Raw genomic sequence first — 20,297 nt, 5'->3', positions numbered from 1 at the left:
GGTCAGGGCCGCCGTTCAGGCGTGCAGTTCGGCGACCGTCATGGTGAAAATCAGCGTGTCTTCGCCTTCGTTGGCGTTCCGATGCGGGCCGTCCGTTTTGGCGACCGCCGAACAGCCCGGCGCAATCCTGAGCTCGGTCTGTTCGACGGCAAGGCTCAAGACGCCTCGCTCAACGTGCAGCAGCTCGAAGGTGCCCGTCGGGTGGCCGCCCGATGCATAGGCTTCTCCCGGCGCCATTTCCCACCGCCACAGTTCTATCATGTTCGGGCCTTGGGTGCCCGCGAGCAAACGTGCCGAGCCGCCGCGATCGCCATGCCACAGCGTGGGAATATCTTGGCTTTCAATCAGGTAGGCGGCGGGCGCGCGGGTGACGTTGACGATGTCCGCCACCGACAGGCCCAGCGCCGCCGCGAGCTTGCACAGGATGGCGATGCAGGGATTGGCGCCAGGGGGGCAGAACCCGGTTGAGCGCCGAGGCCGAGCGGATGTGGTTCATCCTGGAGAGCCTGCCGGCGATGCCGTTGGCGGCGCTGCACGAGGCGGGCGACGAATTGATTGCCGGTTTACGGCAAATGATGCCCGGCGTCACGCTAGAGCAACGGCTCATCGGCTGCGCCTCGTAACAGGCGTCAGCACTGGCGGCGTACCAAACCGGTGATCAAATCCAGCGCGTCGTCCGCCGCCGCGATTTCGCTTTCGCTGAGCGCCTGCCGTTCGATAAAGCTCTCGATGGCTTCCAGCAGGGAGAAGATGCTGATTTCATCTCCTATCTTGACGACTTCACAAACGCCACGCCCGATCGCCAGACAGATGGCTTCATCAAATTCACACGGTTTGCTGTTCATTTTTCCCCCTACGGCATTTGGGATTATATCGGCCATGCTACCGGTTTTTTCCCGGTGGCTGTCTGACGAAAATCCCATTTTTTCGTTGATGCTGACGGGCGCACGATCGCGGGCATTGGCGAAATTCTGATTTCCTCACCGTGGCCAAATTTCCCTTGTGACCACCGTGCCGGCGCGGTATTGTCGCCAAATGACGACAATACCGCCTCATTGTCCGCATAAAAAATTCATGACGTTATCATCCCTTCATCCCGCTGCCGTGCGGGATTTTTTTATGAGGTTTATCTCAAAGTGCGGATAACCTCGACGCGATCGCTTGCCATGTTCTGGGAATAATCCTAGCTTGAAATAGTCATTTAGGGTTAGCAATCCCTCATGACCTCCTTGTAACACTTGATGCACCAGAACGTTTTCTCCCCCGCTTAGGCGGGGGTTTTTAATGACGTGCATCGGAAAAGGCCGTGAACGTAGAACCGACAGAGTTCGTGACGATAACCAGTTTAAGCATCAGGGGACGGGACAATGAAAAATGATCTGGCGGCGGCGATCGCGATTGGCTGTGTGTTGTTGTTCGCATTGGCGGTCGGTTCGCCCCTATCTGTCGCTACTTCGCTGTAATCTTCCGCGGCCCCGTTCGGGGCCGCTCATCGAGCCAGTCGCCGCGTCTGCGGATTTTTGCGTCGATCGCCTGCCCGGGCGATAAAATCAGCCAGATCGCTGTTGATGTATGGCGAACTTTGAGTACTCTGAGTGCTTTGCACATCCCGCGTGCGCCCGTTCTATCTATGCTTTAATCAGGCCCATCACAGGAATCGCCATGCCCGCCCGCCAAATCTCAAGGAGCCCGCTCTGATGCTGGAGATGTTATTACAGTGGTACCGCCGCCGCTTCACCGATCCTCAGGCCATCGCGCTGTTGGTGATCCTGGTTGCCGGGTTCCTTATTCTCTATTTTTTGCACGGCATTCTGACCCCGTTGCTGGTTGCCATCGTGCTGGCGTATCTGCTCGAGTGGCCGACCGCGCGCCTGCAGCGCATCGGCTGTTCGCGCACCTGGGCGGCGAGCATCATGCTGCTGGTGTTCTCGGGCGTCGCCATGCTGCTGGTGTTCGTCGTCGCGCCGACCGCCTGGCAGCAGGGCATCAATCTGATGAGCGATCTGCCGGGCATGCTCAATCAGTTCTATAACTTCGCCGCGACGCTGCCGAAGCGTTATCCGGCGCTGGTGGATGCCGGCATCATCGACATGATGGCGGAAAACCTGCGCAGCCGGTTGTCCGGCATGGGCGAATCGGTGGTGAAATTCTCGCTGGCGTCGCTGGTCGGCCTGCTGACGTTGGCTATCTACCTGATCCTGGTGCCGATGATGATGTTCTTCCTGCTGAAGGACAAAGAACAGCTGCTGAACGCGGTGCGCCGCGTGCTGCCGCGCAATCGCGGCCTGGCGGGGCAAGTCTGGAACGAGATGAATCAGCAGATCACCAACTACATTCGCGGCAAAGTGCTGGAGATGGTGATTGTCGGCGTGGCGACTTACCTGGTGTTCGCCGTGCTGGATATGCGCTACTCGCTGCTGCTGGCGGTGCTGGTGGGGTTCTCGGTGCTGATCCCCTACATCGGCGCGGTGCTGGTCACCATACCGGTGGTGGTGGTGGCGCTGTTCCAGTGGGGCGTCGGCGCCGATTTCTGGACGCTGATCGTCGCCTACCTGGTGGTGCAGGGGCTGGACGGCAACCTGTTGGTGCCCATTTTGTTCTCCGAAGCGGTCAACCTGCATCCGCTGGTGATTATCCTGTCGGTGATCGTGTTCGGCGGGATGTGGGGCTTTTGGGGCGTGTTTTTTGCCATACCGCTGGCGACGCTGGTGAAGGCGGTGATCCATGCCTGGCCGGATGAACTGCGGGTCGAGGTGGAAGACAAGGCCGACTGACAGGGAAGAAACGAAGCGCAGCAGGCCGCTGCGCTTCGTGAGAATTACTGCTGCAGGTAGTTCAGAACGATGTCGTGGTGATTGGTGGTTTTGAAATCATCAAACACTTTTTCAATCTTGCCGTTGGCATCGATCAGGAAGCTGATGCGGTGAATGCCGTCGTAGGTCTTGCCCATGAAGGTTTTCTCGCCCCACACGCCAAACTGTTGTGACACCTGATGATCTTCATCAGACAACAGCGTGAAGTTGAGCAGCTCCTTTTCGGCGAAGCGCGACAGTTTTTCCGGTTTGTCGGTGCTGATGCCCAGCACTTCGACGCCGACCTTTTTTAATTCGTCCATGTTGTCCCGCAGGCCGCAGGCTTGCACGGTGCAGCCCGGCGTCATCGCCTTCGGATAGAAATAGACCAATACTCGCTGTCCCTGGAAGTCGGCCAAATTAATTTCCTCACCGTCCTGGTCAGGCAAACTAAATTTCGGCGCTGTGTCACCGGCTTTCAATGGGCTCATCACTACTCTCCATCTTTCTCGTCATGCTGTGGATAGTTCACCACGCTAATACTGCCTTGCGCGTTCAATTCTGTACATAGGCGATGGAAGGCTTGCTCAATATTTGAGGCGTCCCGATCGCCGGAGCTGTGGGCGGTAATTTGGATATACAGCTGCGGCGGCAGGTCGCCGTCCGCCGGCTGCGTGCGCGAGACCAGTTCGGCGATATTCATCTGGCTGGAGTCGAACAGATCGGTAAAGCGTTCGATGATGTGCGGCGAGTCCTTCACTTCCACCTGCACCCACACCGTGGCCGGCATCGGCGGCCTTTCGTGCGAGTTTGTGCGCTTCATCACGATCAGCAGATCCAGCTCCGCGCCTTTTTGCGGCAGGGTGGATTCGATCAGGGTGATGGCGTTCCAACTGCCGGACAGCAGCATGATGAACGTGAACTCCTCTCCCAGCATGGCCAGACGGCTATCTTCGATATTGCATCCGCAACTGCTGACGTGGCGGGTGATGGTATTGACGATTCCGGGGCGGTCGGCGCCGAGCGCGGTAATCACGAGATAGTGTTCGTCTGACTGAGGCAAAATAGCGCTTCCTGTCGTGCTTAATGGGGTTACCATGGTAAACATAAAAAAAACCGCCTGCCAAGCGCTTACAACGCGGTTGTGCGCTTGCTTTTGGATAGGCAGCAAAAGTACCATGAGTGACTTGTTTGTGGAGGGGACGGCCAATGTTTACGGGAAGTATTGTTGCACTGGTTACGCCGATGGACGACAAAGGTGCTGTCGATCGCGCGAGCCTGAAAAAATTGATCGATTATCATGTAGCCAGTGGCACCGCGGCGATCGTTTCCGTAGGGACCACCGGCGAGTCCGCAACGCTTGCCCATGACGAGCACGTTGACGTGGTGCTGCAGACGCTGGAGTTGGCCGACGGCCGCATTCCGGTGATCGCCGGCACCGGCGCCAACGCCACCGCCGAAGCCATCGCGCTCACCACCCGCTTCGCCAACACCGGCGTGGTGGGCTGCCTGACGGTAACGCCGTACTACAATAAGCCGACGCAGGAAGGGCTGTATCAGCACTTCAAGGCGATCGCCGAGAGCACCGAACTGCCGCAGATCCTGTATAACGTGCCTTCGCGCACCGGCTGCGACATGCTGCCGCCGACCATCGCTCGGCTGGCGAAAATCAAGAATATTGTTGCTGTAAAAGAAGCGACGGGGAACTTAAGTCGCGTTAGTCAGATCCAAGTGCTGGTTGACGATGAAGATTTCATTTTGCTGAGCGGCGACGACGCCAGCGGGCTGGACTTCATGCAACTGGGCGGCAAAGGGGTGATCTCCGTGACGGCCAACGTGGCCGCGCGCGAGATGGCGCAACTTTGCGCGCTGGCGGCGCAGGGCAAATTTGCCGAAGCGCGCCGCTTAAATCAGCGCTTGATGCCGTTGCATCAGGATCTATTTGTAGAAGCAAACCCAATTCCGGTGAAGTGGGCCTGTAAGGCGTTGGGATTGATGGCAACCGATACGCTGCGTCTGCCGATGACGCCGTTGAGCGAAGCCGCCCGCCCGGTGGTGGAGCGCGCGCTGAAAAGCGTCGGTTTGCTGTAACTCTAAGGGAAATTTGATGGCTTATTCATTGCAAAAGTCGACGGTAGCAAAAGTAGTGGGCATCTCATTGGTGATGATGCTGGCAGCCTGCAGCAGCGATCAGCGCTACAAGCGCCAGGTCAGCGGCGACGAGGCCTACCTCGACGCGGCTCCGCTCAAGGCGCTGAACGCGCCGTCCGGCATGATCCTGCCGGTGCAGAGCGGCAACTATGACGTGCCGGCCACAACGGTGCAAGGCAACGTCGGCAAGCAGCTGGACATTCGTCCGCCGGTGCAGCCGTTGGCGCTGCTGAGCGGTTCACGCGCGCAATACGCCGGCGACAGCGGCACGCTGCTGCTGGAAAACAGCCCGCAGAACCAGAACCTGTGGTCGCGCGTGGTCAGCCTGCTGCAGGCGAAGAACATCGCGATCGCTTCCCGTCAGGACGCCGGTCAGACCCTGACCACCGACTGGGTGAAGTGGAACCGTCTGGACGAAGACAACCAGTACGAAGGCCGTTATCAGATCAGCGTGCAGCAGCAGGGCTATCAGCAGGCGCTGGTGGTGAAAAGCGTTGGCCTGCAGCAGCAGGGCAAGACCGAACAGGTGACCGATCAGTCTGAGATCCAGCGCTACAACGGCATGATGATCAACACCCTGATCGAAGGTCTGGACAAGCAGGACAATCTGGCGAGCAGCCAGACCGCCAGCCGCTTCGGCGCGCTGGACGTGCAGAGCGGCGCCGATGATACCGGCCTGCCGATGCTGGTGGTGCGCGGCCCGTACACCGTGGTGTGGGATCGCCTGCCGCCGGCGCTCGAAAAACTGGGGATGAAAGTGGGTGACCGCAGCCGTCCGCAGGGCACCGTCGCCGTGACCTACAAGTCCCTGAGCAGCAGCGATTGGGATGCGTTGGGCGTCAAGGATCCTGAACTGACGGAAGGCGATTACAAACTGCAGGTCGGCGATCTCAACAACCGCACCAGCCTGCAATTCATCGATCCGAAAGGCAAACCGCTCACCCAGTCGAAAAACGACGCACTGGTGGCGGCATTCCAGTCTGCCTTCAGCAAAACCAGCGTTAACTAATCAAAAAGGGGCTTCGGCCCCTTTTTGTTTTGTCTATACGGTATCGTTTGCGTCGCAGGTTTGGCACAATAGTGTCCGGCACGCCAAAGAATTCATTAGGTCAATTCTATACCCCCTAATTTCGGGCTGCGCTCGGGAGACAACGGGGATACATCACTGGAGTAAGTAAGATGCAAAAGCTAGCTGAGCTGTATCGCGGAAAGGCAAAAACCGTTTACACCACCGAGAATCCCGATCTGTTGGTGTTGGAGTTCCGCAACGATACGTCAGCACTGGATGGTCAGCGCATTGAGCAGTTCGATCGCAAAGGCATGGTGAACAACAAGTTTAACCATTTCATCATGAGCAAACTGGAAGAAGCCGGCATCCCGACCCAGATGGAGCGTCTGCTGTCCGACAACGAAGTGCTGGTGAAGAAATTGGACATGGTGCCGGTGGAGTGCGTGATCCGCAACCGCGCCGCCGGTTCGTTGGTGAAGCGTCTGGGCATTGAAGAAGGTCTGGTGCTGAACCCGCCGCTGTTCGATCTGTTCCTGAAAAACGACGCCATGCACGATCCGATGGTGAACGAATCCTACTGCGAAACCTTTGGCTGGGTGAGCAAAGAGCATCTGGCGCGCATGCGCGAGCTGAGCTACCGCGCCAACGACGTGTTGACCCAGCTGTTCGACGACGCCGGCCTGATCCTGGTCGACTTCAAACTGGAGTTCGGTCTGTTCAACGGTGAAGTGGTGCTGGGCGATGAGTTCTCGCCGGACGGCAGCCGCCTGTGGGACAAAAACACCCTGGACAAGATGGACAAAGACCGTTTCCGTCAAAGCCTGGGCGGCCTGATCGAAGCCTACGAAGAAGTGGCGCGCCGTATCGGCGTGAAACTCGACTAAGCGTCGGCACCGCCATTCGGGACGATCCGGCCGGATCGTCCCGCTATTCTGCGTTTTTCCAGAAAATTTCTACATTTCCTCCGCGGCAGACCATTTATAATGATGGATGTGAGATGACTAAAACCTATCCCACTCAGGCTTGAAGCTGCCTTTGCGCTTACGATCGCGGCGCAACTTCAACGAGCAGGGGAAATATCTGGAGTGTATTTATGCGTTGGCAAGGGCGTCGGGAAAGTGACAATGTTGAGGATCGTCGCGGGCAGTCTTCAGGTTTGGGCGGCGGTGGCGGCGGTTTCCGCGTGCCGGTGGGTGGCAAGGGCGGCATCGTCATTCTGGTGGTGGTGCTGGTGGCCGGTTATTACGGCATCGATCTGTCGCCGCTGTTGAATGGCGGTAACGTCGCACCGCAGGGTCAACAACAGAGCGCCAACATCAGTCCGAAAGACGATGAGCTGGCCAAATTCACTTCGGTGGTGCTGGCCTCGACCGAAGATAACTGGAAAGAGATTTTCCAGCGCATGGGCAAAACCTACCAACCGCCGAAGCTGGTGATGTATCGCGGCGTAACGCGCACCAGCTGCGGCACCGGTCAGTCGGCGATGGGGCCGTTCTACTGCCCGGGCGACAGAACGGTGTATATCGATCTGTCTTTCTATCAGGACATGAAGACCAAGCTGGGCGCCGGCGGTGATTTCGCTCAGGCCTATGTGGTGGCGCACGAAGTCGGCCACCACGTGCAGAACCTGCTGGGCATCGAGCCGAAGGTGCGCCAGATGCAGCAAGGCGCCAGCCAGGCGGAAGTGAACCGCCTGTCGGTGAAAATGGAGCTGCAGGCGGACTGCTTCGCCGGCGTGTGGGGTAAATACGCCGAGAAGCAGCAGATGTTGGAAGAGGGCGACCTGCAGGCGGCGCTGAATGCCGCGCAGGCGATTGGCGACGATCGGTTGCAGCAGCAGAGCCAAGGCCGCGTTGTGCCGGACAGCTTCACCCACGGCACTTCGCAGCAGCGCTACACCTGGTTTAAACAGGGCTTCGACAGCGGCGATCCCAATACCTGCAACACCTTTGCATCCCGTTAACGCCTCAAGTGCCGGAGCCTGACTCCGGCATTTTTTTCGGATTGAGATACAGCCTTATGCTACAGGCAGCGCAACAACTCATGCGGCGGCAGGGCATCCGGCGCCTGCTGGTGCTCAGCGGTGAACCCGAGTGGTGCCGCGAACAGGCGCAGCGGCTGGCGGCGGCGCTGCCGGGCGACTGGCCGTGGGTGGGGGAAAACCCGCCGCCCGGCCTGACGGCTTTGCCGAGCCGCGCGGTGCGCCAATTGCTGGGGCAGGAGCGGCTGCACGCGGTGTTCGATGCCGGTCACTCGCTGGACGTGGAGGCGTTGGCGGCGCTGTGCGGCGCATTGCGCGCCGGCAGCTGGCTGCTGCTGTTGACGCCGCCCTGGCGGCAATGGCCTCAGTTGCCGGACGGCGACAGCCTGCGCTGGAGTGATTGTCCGCAGCCGATCACCACGCCGCATTTCATTCATCATCTGCAGCATCATTTGGCCGACGACAGCGAAGTGACTGTCTGGCGGCAGGATGAGCCCCTGACGTTGGCCGCGCTGCCGGCGCGTGAGGGGTGGCAGCCGCCGGATGGCGGGCCGACCGAGGAACAACAGGCGATCTTGACGGCGTTGTTGCAGGCCGAGTCCGGCGTGTGGGTGCTGACCGCCGCCCGCGGCCGCGGCAAATCGACGCTGGCCGGCATGCTGATGGCGCAGTCGCCGCTGACCTGCTGGATCACCGGGCCGAGCCGCGCCGCCACAGAGGTGGCCGGGGAATGGGCGCAGGGGCGCGCACAGTTTTGGGCACCCGATGCCTTGCTGGCGCAGTGCCGGGAGGGGGACGTCAGTGACGTGGGCTGGCTGCTGGTGGATGAAGCGGCGGCGATCCCCGCGCCGCTGTTGCAACAGCTGATCGGCTATTTCCCGCGCGTGTTGCTGACCACCACGGTGCAGGGCTATGAAGGCACCGGCCGCGGTTTTCTGCTGAAGTTTTGCGCCGGGCTGCCGTCCTATCAGGCGTTGAGTCTGCAACAGCCGATGCGTTGGGCGCAGGGCGATGCGTTGGAGCGGGTCACGGACAATGCGCTGTTGTTCAACGAGCTGCCCGCCTGGCCGGCGGATGGCCAGGCGATCGATTACAGCCAGGCGGAGCAGCGTGAACTGTGCGCCGATCCGCAGCGGCTGGCGCGTTTCTATGCTCTGCTGAGCAGCGCGCATTACCGCACCTCGCCGCTGGACTTACGCCGGCTGATGGACGCGCCCGGCATGCATTTCGGGCTGGCGCAGGCCGGACAGGAGGTGGTCGGCGCCGTGTGGCTGGCGGAAGAAGGCGGGTTGAGCGCCGAGTTGGCGCACGACGTGTGGGCCGGCCGCCGCCGGCCGCGCGGCAACCTGGTGGCGCAGTCGCTGGCGGCGCATGGCGGCCAGTGGTGGGCGCCGACGCTGCGGTCACGGCGCATTACCCGCATCGCGACGCTGCCGACGTTGCGGCGGCGGGGTATCGCGCGTCAGCTGGTCGAGCGGCAACGTCGTCAGGCGCAGGGGCTGGATTTCCTGTCGGTCAGCTTCGGCTATACCGAGCCGCTGTGGCGCTTTTGGCAATCCTGCGGTTTCGAGCTGGTGCGCATCGGCAGCAAGCCGGAGGCCAGCAGCGGCTGTTATACCGCGATGGCTATCTTGCCCCTGAGCGAGCAAGGGGAGGCGCTGCGGCACGCGGCGCACAAGCACCTGGCGCGCGACTGGCCCTGGCTGCGGCAGCGTATCGAGCTTACGCTGGCGATCCCGGGCGATGACGGCGACACGTCGCTCGGCGAAGAGGACTGGCGCGAACTGGCCGGGTTCGCTTTCGCCCATCGGCCACTGGAGGCCAGCCTGGGGGCATTGCAGCGTTTGCTGTTGGCCAGCAGTCTGCCGCTGCCCGCGCTGCGCGGCCATCTGCAACGGCGGCAATCCCCGGCGGCCTGCGTGGAGCAGGCGGGCGTAAGCGGCCAGAAAGCCTTGCTGCGCCACTGGCGGCACGAAACGGCGCAGGCGCTGGAACAGTTGAATGCGCAACACTGCCGCTACTGGCGCGACTGGGCGCAGTCGTTGCAATAAATTGAATAACTCGCTCAATAAAACCCGATTTTCCCGATTTCTCAACGGCGTATAGTCACTGTCAGCGGTGCGGCGGCGACTGTCGCCGCACCAGGTTTGGTTACTATTAAGGAGTCATCGATGAAACATGAGCATTTCGTTGTCCAAAGCCCGGCGACCCCGGCGGCTCAGCTGATCTTGCTGTTTCACGGTGTCGGCGACAACCCGGTGGCGATGGGGGAGATCGGCAGTTACTTCGCCAAAGACTTTCCTCAGGCACAGGTGGTGAGCATTGGTGGCCCCGAAGCGTTTGGCAACGGCGCCGGGCGCCAGTGGTTTTCGGTACAGGACGTGACCGAAGAGAACCGCGCGGCCCGCATCTCAGACGTGATGCCGCAGTTTGTGGCCGTGGTGCGTCATTGGCAGCAGCTGAGCGGCGTGGGCTATGCCGGCACTGCTCTGGTGGGGTTCTCGCAGGGGGCGATCATGGCGCTTGAGGCGTTAAAAGCGGAAACCCGGCTGGCCGGGCGTGTGGTGGCGTTCAGCGGGCGTTTCGCCGAGCTGCCTGAGCAGGCTTTCGGCGACAGCGTGGTGCATTTGATCCACGGTGAAGAGGACGCGGTGATCGCGGTGCAACATGCTCATGCAGCGGCAGAAGCGTTACGGGCCAGCGGCGTGGATTTCACGCTCGACGTGGAAGAGAACGTCGGGCATGCGATCAACCAGGGCATGATGAACGCCGCGCTGGAAAGGCTGCATTATTACGTGCCGCAGCGCTACTGGGACGAGGCATTGTCCGGCAAGCGCGGCGAGCTGATCGCCTTTCGCTAAAAACTCAGGGCGCCGATGAGCGCCCTGATGTCATTTCTTTTTCGGCCAGTCGTCTTCGTCATCCCACTGGGCGTTGTTGTCGCGGTGCGGCGGTATCTCCGGCTTGTTGGCCAGATAGCTTTTCACGTCGACGCGGCGCAGTTCCTTGATGCCGCTGACGACCATCCCCACCAGAACCAGCAGAATAATCCACCAGTAATCAGCTAACCATTGCATAGCTACTCCTTTCCTTCACTGCGTATAAAACGCGAAAAAATCGAGGGCAGATGGCGTTCGAGCCATTCGACACCGGCGACCTCCTTGTCTTGCCAGGCCGCCAGCAACAGCGCCGGGGTCAGCAAATGTTCAGCCTCTTGCGCCAGCGGCCGGTAGCTCAGATGCCACGGCTCCACCGCCACGCCGCCGCTGTCTTCGGTAAAGGGGCGATAGAAACCGAACTCGGCCATATGCGCCGTCAGCCACTGGTTGAGCGGCGCAAAGTAACCGCCTTCTTCATATTCCCACGGCTCCAGCTGCAGCTTTTGCCCTTCCGGCAACAGCGACGGATCGTACACGTCCAAATCGCTGCCCCAGTGATGGCGGCTGGCGCCAGGCAGGGCTGACCAGCGCAGGATCGCCTCACAGCGCTCGGCGGCGGACAGCGGCGCGACGTCGATCGGTTGACTGTCCTTATCTAATACTGGCCGCTGGCCGCAGAATTTGCCATTCCAAATCGCCAACTGGCGGTCGAAGTCGCGGAAGGTGCTGGCGGGCTGGAGATCGAATCCGGCTTCACGCGCGGCCTGCTGCATCGCCAGGAAGGCATTGACCGCCTGCGGCTGCAGCCGATGGTTGCCGCTCAGCGGCGCCAGGTGTTCGGTCGAACGGCCGGTGAGCATTTCTGCGGTGATCATGCGACCAATTGCTCCATGATGCGTTGATACATGCGGCTCAGCAGCTGCAGATCCGCGGCGTTGACACATTCGTTGACCTTGTGGATGGTGGCGTTGACCGGCCCCAGTTCCACCACCTGCGCGCCCATCTGCGCGATGAAGCGGCCGTCGGAGGTGCCGCCGGTGGTCAGCAGCTGCGGCGTCAATTCAGAATAGTGCTCGACGGCGTTGACCACCGCATCCACCAGCGCGCCGCGCGAGGTGAGGAACGGTTGACCGGACAGCCGCCATTCGATGCTGTAATTCAACTGGTGGCGTTCCAGCAGCTCTTCCACGCGCTGCTTGATCATCGCGTCGGTGAGTTCGGTGCTGAACCGGAAGTTGAACTGCACGTAGAGATCGCCCGGGATCACGTTGTTGCTGCCGGTGCCGGCCTGCACGTTGGCGATCTGCATGCTGGTCGGTGGGAAGAACTCGTTGCCGCGATCCCATTCGATCGCCACCAGTTCATTCAGCGCCGGCATGGCGCGGTGCACCGGGTTGTCCGCCAGATGCGGATAGGCGACGTGCCCCTGTACGCCGTGGATATGCAGGTTGGCGGTGATGGAGCCGCGACGGCCGTTTTTCACCACGTCGCCGACGCGTTCGGTGCTGGACGGCTCGCCGACCAGGCAGTAATCCAGCCGCTCGTTGCGCGCCATCAGCGCTTCGACCACTTTAACCGTGCCGTGGGTGGCGCTGGCTTCTTCATCCGAAGTGATCAGAAATGCCAGGCGGCCCCGGTGATTCGGGTTGGCGGCGACAAAGCGTTCCGCGGCCACCACCATCGCGGCCAACGAGCCTTTCATGTCCGCCGCGCCGCGGCCATACAGCATGCCGTCGCGGATTGCCGGTTCAAACGGCGGGTTGTCCCAGCGTTTTTCATCGCCGGTCGGCACTACGTCGGTGTGCCCGGCAAACGCCAGAGTTTGCCCTTCGCCGCGCCAGGCCCAGAAGTTTTGGGTGTCTTCGAAGTCCATGGCTTCGACGGTGAAGCCGATCGCCTGCAGGCGTTCGATCATCAGTTGCTGGCAGCCTTCGTCATTCGGGCTGAGGGAAGGGCGTTTGATCAACTGCTGGGCCAGTTCGATAACCGGGCAAGTCATACGGCAACCTCGGCGATAAATTGTTGGTAAGCGTCGGCGTTGAAACCGAGCAGAGCGTGGCCGTTGCCGTCGTCCAGCAGCGGACGTTTAATGATTGCCGGCTGCGCCAGCATCAGCGCGATGGCGGCGTCGGCGTTATCACAGGCGTTGCGCTGCGCTTCATCCAGCTTGCGCCAGGTGGTGCCGCGGGTATTGAGCAGCGGCTCCCAACCCAGTTGCGCGACGAAACCGCGCAGTTGCTGTTCGGTCAGGCCGTCGGCGCGGTAGTCGTGAAAATGATAGGCTATGCCTTGATCTTCCAGCCAGCGGCGGGCTTTTTTGATGGTGTCGCAGTTTTTGATGCCGTACATCGTCAGCGTTGTCTGTTGCGGTTTATTTGCCATGGCGTAAAGCTACCTGTCTCGTCGAGTCGATACTGAGCGGCGGGCGCGGTCTTAGGCCTTCTCGCCGCCCGGCGATAGCAGAGATAATGCCAGTAAAGCGGCGGCGAGATCCAGACAACGATGCGCGCGAGAGACGATTGGGCGCCAGGGAGAGAGGTTGGCAAATTGATGAAACGGCTATCTTCGCCGGCGGGGCTGTTAAAAGACGCCGGCGAACGCGTTCTGCCGCCAATGCGGCGCGGGGGAGAGAGAACTACTCTTTATTGATTCTTATGTTTAAACGCTCGGTCAAACACCGTACGCGGGTAATATGCAACAGCGGTTTTATCCTGCTGGCGCCGAGTTTTTTCATGATTCGTGATTTGTAATGATTGGCGGTTTTATTTCTGATATTCATGGCATTGCTGATGTCGGCCAGCGATTTTCCCGTCGACCACTCCGAGAGAAAATGCGATTCGCGCTGAGAGAGTTGCGGCGGCTCGGTATAGTGACTGTAACGCTTATATAAGTCGCCGATCAGGTGGCTGAAGCGGCTCAATGATATAAGGTTTGATAATATAATGGTCTTATTGTCGACAATCACCATCTCATGCAGGCAGTCGGTAATAATGACTATTTTGTAGGTATTGGGGTTGGCATATTCATCGCGGTAACGCGCTTCAAAGTTGGCGATGGTGACATCGATAAAGCAGACCCTTCTGCGGCTAAAGCCGGCCGGTGCGTGTTTTTCCGCCCAGGTTTGGTTAATGAGTTGCCGGATGCCGACGGAGGTATAAGCGCAGTCGCTGAAAATATCAATTTCCATTTTATTATGATCCTTTTTTATTCCTGGTGTCGGTGGATATCTTAAAGTATAAAAATAAAAACAATTGAAATAATTCAATGTTGAATTTTTTTTCGTGATAATTCTTAAAATTCGTCTATGCGGTTTTTAATTTTTTGTGGCCAATTATTTTGTTGATATGTAAGGGGTATTTTAAAATCATTAAATATCTTATAGGTTAAGACGAGGTTTTTGAATAGAGTTCATCTATTGATGGGAGGTAATTAAAAGGAATTAACATAGATTATCCCTATCGTAAATTAATCATCGATCGTTTTTTTCGATCTTTATTTCGATTTTTTTATGTGAAAAGTCTAACTGCCAAGAAATATCTCATTAAACAGCCTAGGAAATATCTCATCAAAAATCCCAAGAATAGTCTTATTCATGAAGGTATGCATGAATAATAGGCGAAACAAGAAAGTTAGGGGATAAGACATAGCTTGATGCTTTGCGAAATCCTCTGATTGGTTTCGACATAAATTATGACTTTATGAAAAATTATTTTTCGAAGAACGATCAACGTATGTAACCACCGTTTTGCAATCGCTGCAGCGCAGCGCCGTCCGCATACACCATGCCGGTGGTCAAATCGTGAAAGCCGTACTTTTTATAGAAGGCGAGCTTTTCCGGCACGGAATAGATGAAAATCTTGCCGAGCGGCGCCAGATCTTGCATCACCCGATCCATCAACCTGCGCCCCAGCCCTTGTCCCTGAAAGCGCGGATCGATCGCCACGTCCGCCAGATAAGCGACCGATGTCAGATCGCTGATGGCATGTGCAGTGGCGATCAACTCGTCGCCGATAAACCCCCAATAGCAAAACTGGCTGTGTTGGTAAACGCGCCGCAAGGTGTGCGGATCGCGCTTGCCCAGCCCGGCGGCCTCCAGCAATTCACACAGCCGCTGCCAGTCGATGGCGCGGCGGCTCGGGTCGGTGATAATTTCCATCGTTTTCCTCTAACCGATAAGACTGAGATCGGCGGCATAGTGCCGAATGGCGCGTTGATAACCGCGGATGTCGGGGTCTGACGAGGTTTCCGCCAGCAGCAGCAACAGATCGGCCACGGCCCGTTTATTTTCACCCAGGTTGTACAGCGCCATGGCGCGAAACAGCATCAGCTCGTTGGCCTGCGGGAACTCGGCCAGGCCGTCGTCGAAAGCCCGTAGCGACGCCGGATATTCTCCCAGGGCGCGGTAGGTGCTGCCGAGACCCAGCCAGGCCTCGCGGCGTTGGGCGGGCGGCAAATCGCGAGCCAACGCCGCGAGGTAACAGGGAATGGCCTGTTGCTCCAGGCCCTGTACGTCATACAGGCAGGCCAGCTGAAAGTGCAGCGTTGCCGCTTCCGGCTCCGCCGCCAGCTGCCGTAACGCCAGCGCAGTGGCTTCCTGATAGCGGCCCTGCGTTTTTAACTGCGAGAGAGACAAAGAGCTGGACATGATCGACACTCCGTTGGCGTATTTTTATACCTTTTACACGCTATCGTGGAGAAATTGATATCACAAGGGAATAGCTGCACTGAACATTGATCAGATAAATACGAAAATGTGCGCTAAGCCCGGTTTCCGAGCCCGGCATCGTTCCCGTTTCCCTTCACATGGTCAAAAAACAGGCGTAGAATCCGCTTCGTCAAATAATTGAGGTTGTAAAGCATTATGGTTGATCGTGAATTAGGAAACTGGAAAGACTTCATTGATGAGATGTTGGGCAACTGACACAGCGTTGAAGCAGATGGCAAGGTTGAGTCATTGGAAAGTCACTGAAACACCTTGGGAACGAGATTTTCGTTCGAAATAAAGCAGCATCGGTAACCCGACGCTGCTTTTTTATATCTCGCGGATCAGTCCCCGGTGGCCGGCGTATTGCCTGCCGGATGCGCTTTACCCGGGAAACGGCGGCGAACCAGCACAAAGAACAATGGCACGAAGAAAATCGCCAGCAGGGTGGCGGAAATCATGCCGCCCATTACCCCGGTGCCGACCGCATGCTGGCTGCCGGAACCGGCGCCGCTGCTGGTAGCCATCGGCAGCACGCCGAAGATGAACGCCAGCGAGGTCATCAGGATCGGCCGCAGGCGCATGCGGGACGCGTCGAGCGTCGCCGACATCAGATCCTGCCCTTTATGGTTCAGCTCATTGGCGAACTCGACGATCAGAATGGCGTTTTTCGCCGACAGCCCAATGATGGTCAACAGGCCAACCTGGAAATAGACGTCGTTCTCCAGGCCGCGCAGCCAGGTGGCGGCGACCGCGCCGATCACCCCCAGCGGCACCACCAGCATCACCGAGAACGGTATCGACCAGCTCTCGTACAGCGCCGCCAGGCACAGGAACACCACCAGCAGCGAGATGGCATACAGCGCCGGCGCCTGCGAGCCGGACAGCCGTTCCTGATAGGACATCGCCGTCCATTCCAGCCCGAAACCGGTCGGCAGTTGGCTGACCAGTTTTTCCATTTCCGCCATGGCGGTGCCGGTGCTGACGCCGTTGGCCGCCTCGCCGACGATCTCCAGCGCCGAACTGCCGTTATAGCGCTCCAGCCGTGGCGAACCGTACTCCCAGTGCGAGCTGGCGAAGGCCGAGAACGGCACCATGCCGCCCGCGCTGTTGCGCACATACCATTTGTTGATGTCATCCGGCAGCATGCGGAACGGCGCCGCGGCCTGCACGTAGACTTTTTTCACTCGGCCGCGGTCGACGAAGTCGTTGACGTAGGTCGAGCCCCAGGCGGTGGAGAGGGTATTGTTGATGTCGTCGATCGATACGCCCAGCGCCTGAGCCTTGCGCTGATCGATATCGATTTGCAGCTGCGGGCTGTCGTCCAGGCCGTTGTGGCGCACGCGTGACAGCAGCGGGTTTTGCGCCGCCAGCTGCAGCAGCTGATCGCGCGCCGCCATCAGTTTGGCATGGCCGAGCCCGGCGTGGTCTTCCAACTCCATGTCGAAGCCGGAGGAGTTGCCGAGACCGGTGATCGCCGGCGGGCTGCTGGCGATCACCCGGGCTTCGTTAATCTTGTTGAATGCCAGCGTGGCGCGATCGATGATGTCGAACGAGCTGTTGGCGCCCGAGGTGCGCAGATCCCAGTCTTTCAGCCGCACGAACAGGCGCGCTACGTTTTGGCCGTTGCCGCCGGGCCCGGAGCCGATGATGGCGAACACCGACAAAACGTCCTGTTTCTCTTCGGTGAGGAAGTAGCGCTCGACCTTTTCCACCACTTTGGAGGTCTGCTGCAGGGTCGAGCCCGCCGGCAACTGCACCTGCACGGTGAAGATGCCGCGGTCTTCCTGCGGCAGGAACGAGGTCGGCAGCTTGATGAACAGCAGCGCCATGCCGCCGAGCAACAGCAGATAAATCACCATGTAGCGGCCGCTGGCGTGCAGAATGCGCCCCACGCCGCGCTCATAGCGATCGGCATTGCGGTTGAACATGCGGTTGAACCAGCCGAAGAAGCCGCGCTTGCCGTGATGGTGCCCTTTGGCGATCGGTTTAAGCAGCGTCGCGCACAGGGCCGGGGTCAGGATCATCGCCACCAGCACCGACAGCACCATGGCGGAGACGATGGTGATGGAGAACTGGCGATAGATGGCGCCGGTGGTGCCGCCGAAGAACGCCATCGGCACGAACACCGCCGACAGCACCAGGGCGATGCCGACCAGCGCGCTCTGGATCTGCCCCATGGATTTGCGCGTGGCCTCTCGCGGCGGCAAGCCTTCCTCGCTCATCACGCGCTCGACGTTCTCCACCACCACGATGGCGTCGTCCACCAGCAGGCCGATCGCCAGCACCATGGCGAACATGGTGAGGGTATTGATGCTGAAGCCGCAGGCGGAGAGGATGGCGAAGGTGCCCATCAGCACCACCGGCACGGCGATGGTGGGGATCAGCGTGGCGCGGAAGTTCTGCAGGAACAGATACATCACCAGGAACACCAGCAGGATGGCCTCCAGCAGCGTTTTCACCACGTCCTTGATCGACGCTTTGACGAACGGGGTGGTTTCATAGGCCACTTTGGCCTCCAGCCCGTGCGGGAAGTATTGCGACAGCTCGGCGATCTTGTCCTTCACCAACTGGTCGGTCTGCAGTTCGTTGGCGCCGGAGGCCAGCTTGATGTTCATGCCGGCGGCCTGCATGCCGTTGTAGCGGCTGAGGTAGTTGTAGTTCTCGCCGCCCAGTTCGACGGTGGCGACGTTGCCCAGCGTCACCAGCGAGCCGTCCTGATTGACCCGCAGGGTGATCTGGCGGAACTGTTCTGGCGTCTGGAGCTGCGACTGGGCGTTGATGGTGGCGTTCAGCGCCTGTTTATCGACCGACGGCGTGCCGCCCAACTGGCCGACCGCCACCTGGGCGTTCTGCGACTGAATGGCCTTGACCACGTCCTGGGTCGTGAGCTGATAGCTGTTGAGCTTGTTGGGATCGAGCCAGATGCGCATGGCGTATTGTGAGCCATACACGTCCATGCTGCCGACGCCGTTGATGCGGCTGAGCGGATCCTGCAGGTTGGAGACGATGTAATCGGCGATGTCCTGCTTGTCCATGCTGTTGTCGGTGGAGACGAACGCCACCATCATCAGCGTGGTGTCGCCGGATTTCGAGACCGTGACCCCCTGATTCTGCACCGCCTGCGGCAAACGTTTGATCGCCGCCTGCAGCTGGTTTTGCACCTGCTGCATCGCTTCGTTGGGATCGGTGCCGGCTTCGAACGTCAGCGTGACGGTCGCCTGGCCGGTATTGGTGCTCTGCGACGACATATACATCATGTTGTCGAGGCCGGTCATATTTTGCTCAATGATTTGGGTGACGGTGTTTTCCAGCGTTTGCGCCGAGGCGCCTGGGTAAGTTGCGCTGATGCGCACGTTCGGCGGCGCCAAATTCGGGTATTGTTCTACCGGTAAAGAAAAAATCGCCAATGCCCCGGTCAGGCAAAGAATAATTGCCAGCACCCAGGCGAAAATCGGGCGATCAATAAAAAAATTGGCCATGCAGCGCGAACCTCGTTATGACTTGTTCTATCTTTAAAACGCATCGGAAATATGCATTTCAGCGGCAGGGAAGGATTCCGGCGCTATTGCACTTTACTCGGGATAGTCGAGGAAAGCGTGGAGAAAAAAAGGAGATAGTGTAAATAACGGTAGCGGGAAACGGCGTGGGTGCCCCGGTGTCGATAATTGTACGCTATTAAGACATTTTTATTACTATCAAAGGCCTTGCGCATTTCTTCGCCGCAGGGAGCCGAAAAATAAAAACTGGATCCACCTTACAGCAGGAGCTTGGCATGGGAATTAACCCGGTATTTGCCCGTCGGCTTTATTTATGCTGGCTGATCAGCCACAGTGAGCGGCCCAATGTGCCGCGGTTGATGGCGCTGACCGGCTGGCCGCGCCGCACGTTGCAGGATGTGCTGAAGGCGCTGCCCGGCATGGGCGTCGAGCTGCAGTTCGTGCAGCAGGGCGTGCGCAACAACGACGGTTTTTATCAGTTGGAAAGCTGGGGGCCGTTCAACAAGAGTTGGGTGCATCAGCACCATCAGGCGCTGCTCAGCGCCATCGAGTAAGCGGCCCCGGCGTATTGGCCGGGGCGGGGCGATCAGTGGCTTTTGTACTCCAGGTACATCACCGTCGCCGCCACGCGAGAACGCACGTCCAGCTTGCGCAGTATGTTGCGGATGTGCACCTTCACGGTTTCTTCAGAGATATGCAATTGCGCCGCCACCTGTTTGTTGGACAGGCCGCGCGCCACCTCTTGCAAGACGTCCAGTTCGCGTTCGGTCAAGGCGGTGAAGGGATCGCGCTGCTCGCTGCGCGCCAGCAAATAGTCGGCCATGGCGTCGCTGATCACGTTTTGCCCCTCGGCGGCGGCGCTGATGTGTTCCAGCAGCTGCTCCGGTTCACTGTCTTTCAGCAGATAGCCGTCGGCGCCGGCGTCGATCAGCGCATACAGATCGCTGCGCGCGTCGGAGACCGTCAGCACGATGATGCGTGCGTCCACGCCTTCGTCGCGCAGAGCCCGCAGCGTATCCAGCCCGGACATGCCCTTCATGTTCAGATCCAACAAGATCACATCCGGCGCGTGCTGCAGCGCCAGCGCAACCGCCTCGCTGCCGTTGCCGGCCTCTGCCACCACGCCAAATCGCGCATCCAGTCCCAGCAGTTGTTTGATGCCGCGCCGCATCAACGGATGATCGTCAACGATCATGACTCGGTATTGCTTCATCACCATGAAATATGCTCCCTGTAGCAAGTAAAGCCACTCAAACGCGCCCGGAGGCGTGCTTCACAGTGGG

Annotated in this window: 21 protein-coding genes and 2 pseudogenes; 10 read left to right on the top strand and 13 right to left on the bottom strand. The window is 59.3% G+C overall.

The annotated features are described in order from the left end of the window. Positions 1-15 precede the first annotated feature (15 nt). Positions 16-444: pseudogene (locus tag WFM45_RS14005) on the bottom strand (cupin domain-containing protein); the annotation flags it as partial. On the opposite strand from WFM45_RS14005, the pseudogene WFM45_RS14000 reads away from it, so the two are divergent. Next, positions 435-623, top strand: a pseudogene (locus WFM45_RS14000) (hypothetical protein); the annotation flags it as partial. The pseudogenes WFM45_RS14005 and WFM45_RS14000 sit on opposite strands and share 10 nt — an antisense overlap. 6 nt (positions 624-629) lie before the next feature. Here WFM45_RS14000 and WFM45_RS13995 read toward each other — a convergent pair. Then, complete coding sequence (locus WFM45_RS13995) at positions 630-845, bottom strand: hypothetical protein (protein WP_004941687.1); 216 nt, start codon at positions 843-845, stop codon at positions 630-632. 852 nt (positions 846-1,697) lie between these two features. Here WFM45_RS13995 and WFM45_RS13990 point away from each other — a divergent pair. Beyond that, positions 1,698-2,774 carry an AI-2E family transporter gene (locus WFM45_RS13990; RefSeq protein WP_015378710.1) on the top strand — a complete coding sequence of 359 codons (1,077 nt, stop codon included), beginning with the start codon at positions 1,698-1,700 and terminating at the stop codon, positions 2,772-2,774. Positions 2,775-2,818: 44 nt separating this feature from the next. Here the strand turns inward: WFM45_RS13990 and bcp are convergent, their stop codons facing one another. Next, positions 2,819-3,283 (bottom strand): thioredoxin-dependent thiol peroxidase, encoded by a 465-nt coding sequence (gene bcp / locus WFM45_RS13985; RefSeq protein WP_015378709.1) that lies wholly within the window; start codon positions 3,281-3,283, stop codon positions 2,819-2,821. A 2-nt stretch (positions 3,284-3,285) separates the two neighbouring features. Then, positions 3,286-3,891: a glycine cleavage system transcriptional repressor gene (locus WFM45_RS13980; RefSeq protein WP_369783268.1), complete on the bottom strand. Its 606-nt coding sequence runs from the start codon at positions 3,889-3,891 to the stop codon at positions 3,286-3,288. 110 nt (positions 3,892-4,001) lie between these two features. Between WFM45_RS13980 and dapA the strand changes: the two genes are divergently transcribed. From dapA to ypfH, 6 genes are all read left to right on the top strand, one after another. Next, entirely contained in the window at positions 4,002-4,883 is an 882-nt protein-coding gene (dapA, locus tag WFM45_RS13975) for a 4-hydroxy-tetrahydrodipicolinate synthase (protein WP_029988781.1), read from the top strand. Positions 4,884-4,899: 16 nt separating this feature from the next. After that, positions 4,900-5,952 (top strand): outer membrane protein assembly factor BamC, encoded by a 1,053-nt coding sequence (gene bamC, locus WFM45_RS13970; protein ID WP_015378707.1) that lies wholly within the window; start codon positions 4,900-4,902, stop codon positions 5,950-5,952. Positions 5,953-6,122: 170 nt separating this feature from the next. Continuing rightward, on the top strand, positions 6,123-6,836 hold the full coding sequence (purC, locus tag WFM45_RS13965; RefSeq protein ID WP_004941708.1) for a phosphoribosylaminoimidazolesuccinocarboxamide synthase: 714 nt from the start codon (positions 6,123-6,125) through the stop codon (positions 6,834-6,836). Between the two features lie 209 nt (positions 6,837-7,045). Next, entirely contained in the window at positions 7,046-7,915 is an 870-nt protein-coding gene (gene ypfJ / locus WFM45_RS13960) for a KPN_02809 family neutral zinc metallopeptidase (RefSeq protein ID WP_031299899.1), read from the top strand. Between the two features lie 56 nt (positions 7,916-7,971). Continuing rightward, positions 7,972-9,984, top strand: a complete 2,013-nt coding sequence (locus tag WFM45_RS13955; RefSeq protein WP_033632408.1) for a tRNA(Met) cytidine acetyltransferase TmcA — start codon at positions 7,972-7,974, stop codon at positions 9,982-9,984. 120 nt (positions 9,985-10,104) lie between these two features. Next, positions 10,105-10,794 (top strand): esterase, encoded by a 690-nt coding sequence (ypfH, locus tag WFM45_RS13950; protein ID WP_033632409.1) that lies wholly within the window; start codon positions 10,105-10,107, stop codon positions 10,792-10,794. Between the two features lie 30 nt (positions 10,795-10,824). Here the strand turns inward: ypfH and WFM45_RS13945 are convergent, their stop codons facing one another. The 7 genes from WFM45_RS13945 to WFM45_RS13915 all read right to left on the bottom strand — a co-directional run bounded on the left by WFM45_RS13945 (position 10,825) and on the right by WFM45_RS13915 (position 15,457). Beyond that, positions 10,825-11,010 carry a YpfN family protein gene (locus WFM45_RS13945; RefSeq protein WP_004941720.1) on the bottom strand — a complete coding sequence of 62 codons (186 nt, stop codon included), beginning with the start codon at positions 11,008-11,010 and terminating at the stop codon, positions 10,825-10,827. A gap of 2 nt (positions 11,011-11,012) precedes the next feature. After that, positions 11,013-11,687, bottom strand: coding sequence for a M15 family metallopeptidase (locus tag WFM45_RS13940; RefSeq protein ID WP_004941723.1), 675 nt, complete (start codon positions 11,685-11,687; stop codon positions 11,013-11,015). Continuing rightward, complete coding sequence (gene dapE, locus WFM45_RS13935) at positions 11,684-12,811, bottom strand: succinyl-diaminopimelate desuccinylase (protein WP_004941726.1); 1,128 nt, start codon at positions 12,809-12,811, stop codon at positions 11,684-11,686. Before dapE ends, WFM45_RS13940 begins: the two co-directional genes overlap by 4 nt. Next, a complete protein-coding gene (locus tag WFM45_RS13930) occupies positions 12,808-13,194 on the bottom strand; it encodes an ArsC family reductase (RefSeq protein WP_004941730.1) in 387 nt (128 codons plus the stop codon). Before WFM45_RS13930 ends, dapE begins: the two co-directional genes overlap by 4 nt. A gap of 253 nt (positions 13,195-13,447) precedes the next feature. Further along, positions 13,448-13,999 carry a LuxR C-terminal-related transcriptional regulator gene (locus tag WFM45_RS13925; RefSeq protein ID WP_033632411.1) on the bottom strand — a complete coding sequence of 184 codons (552 nt, stop codon included), beginning with the start codon at positions 13,997-13,999 and terminating at the stop codon, positions 13,448-13,450. 537 nt (positions 14,000-14,536) lie between these two features. After that, positions 14,537-14,968, bottom strand: a complete 432-nt coding sequence (locus WFM45_RS13920) for a GNAT family N-acetyltransferase (RefSeq protein WP_033632412.1) — start codon at positions 14,966-14,968, stop codon at positions 14,537-14,539. 9 nt (positions 14,969-14,977) lie between these two features. Further along, a complete protein-coding gene (locus WFM45_RS13915) occupies positions 14,978-15,457 on the bottom strand; it encodes a tetratricopeptide repeat protein (RefSeq protein WP_085337342.1) in 480 nt (159 codons plus the stop codon). A gap of 216 nt (positions 15,458-15,673) precedes the next feature. On the opposite strand from WFM45_RS13915, the gene ypfM reads away from it, so the two are divergent. Further along, entirely contained in the window at positions 15,674-15,733 is a 60-nt protein-coding gene (gene ypfM, locus WFM45_RS13910) for a protein YpfM (RefSeq protein ID WP_100396732.1), read from the top strand. A gap of 125 nt (positions 15,734-15,858) precedes the next feature. On the opposite strand, the gene acrD is transcribed toward ypfM, so the two are convergent. Then, positions 15,859-18,996, bottom strand: a complete 3,138-nt coding sequence (acrD, locus tag WFM45_RS13905; protein WP_004941747.1) for a multidrug efflux RND transporter permease AcrD — start codon at positions 18,994-18,996, stop codon at positions 15,859-15,861. Between the two features lie 293 nt (positions 18,997-19,289). Between acrD and WFM45_RS13900 the strand changes: the two genes are divergently transcribed. Further along, entirely contained in the window at positions 19,290-19,568 is a 279-nt protein-coding gene (locus WFM45_RS13900) for a winged helix-turn-helix domain-containing protein (RefSeq protein ID WP_004941750.1), read from the top strand. A 32-nt stretch (positions 19,569-19,600) separates the two neighbouring features. On the opposite strand, the gene WFM45_RS13895 is transcribed toward WFM45_RS13900, so the two are convergent. Further along, the gene (locus WFM45_RS13895; RefSeq protein ID WP_004941753.1) at positions 19,601-20,233 is read right to left on the bottom strand and encodes a response regulator; all 633 of its coding nucleotides are present in this window, start codon (positions 20,231-20,233) and stop codon (positions 19,601-19,603) included. Positions 20,234-20,297: the final 64 nt, after the last annotated feature.

The organism is Serratia sp. KG1D (assembly GCF_037150675.1).
Lineage (GTDB): Bacteria > Pseudomonadota > Gammaproteobacteria > Enterobacterales > Enterobacteriaceae > Serratia > Serratia nematodiphila.
The sequence above is the reverse complement of the archived record's forward strand: the minus strand, read 5'-3'. Positions and strand labels throughout refer to the sequence as shown.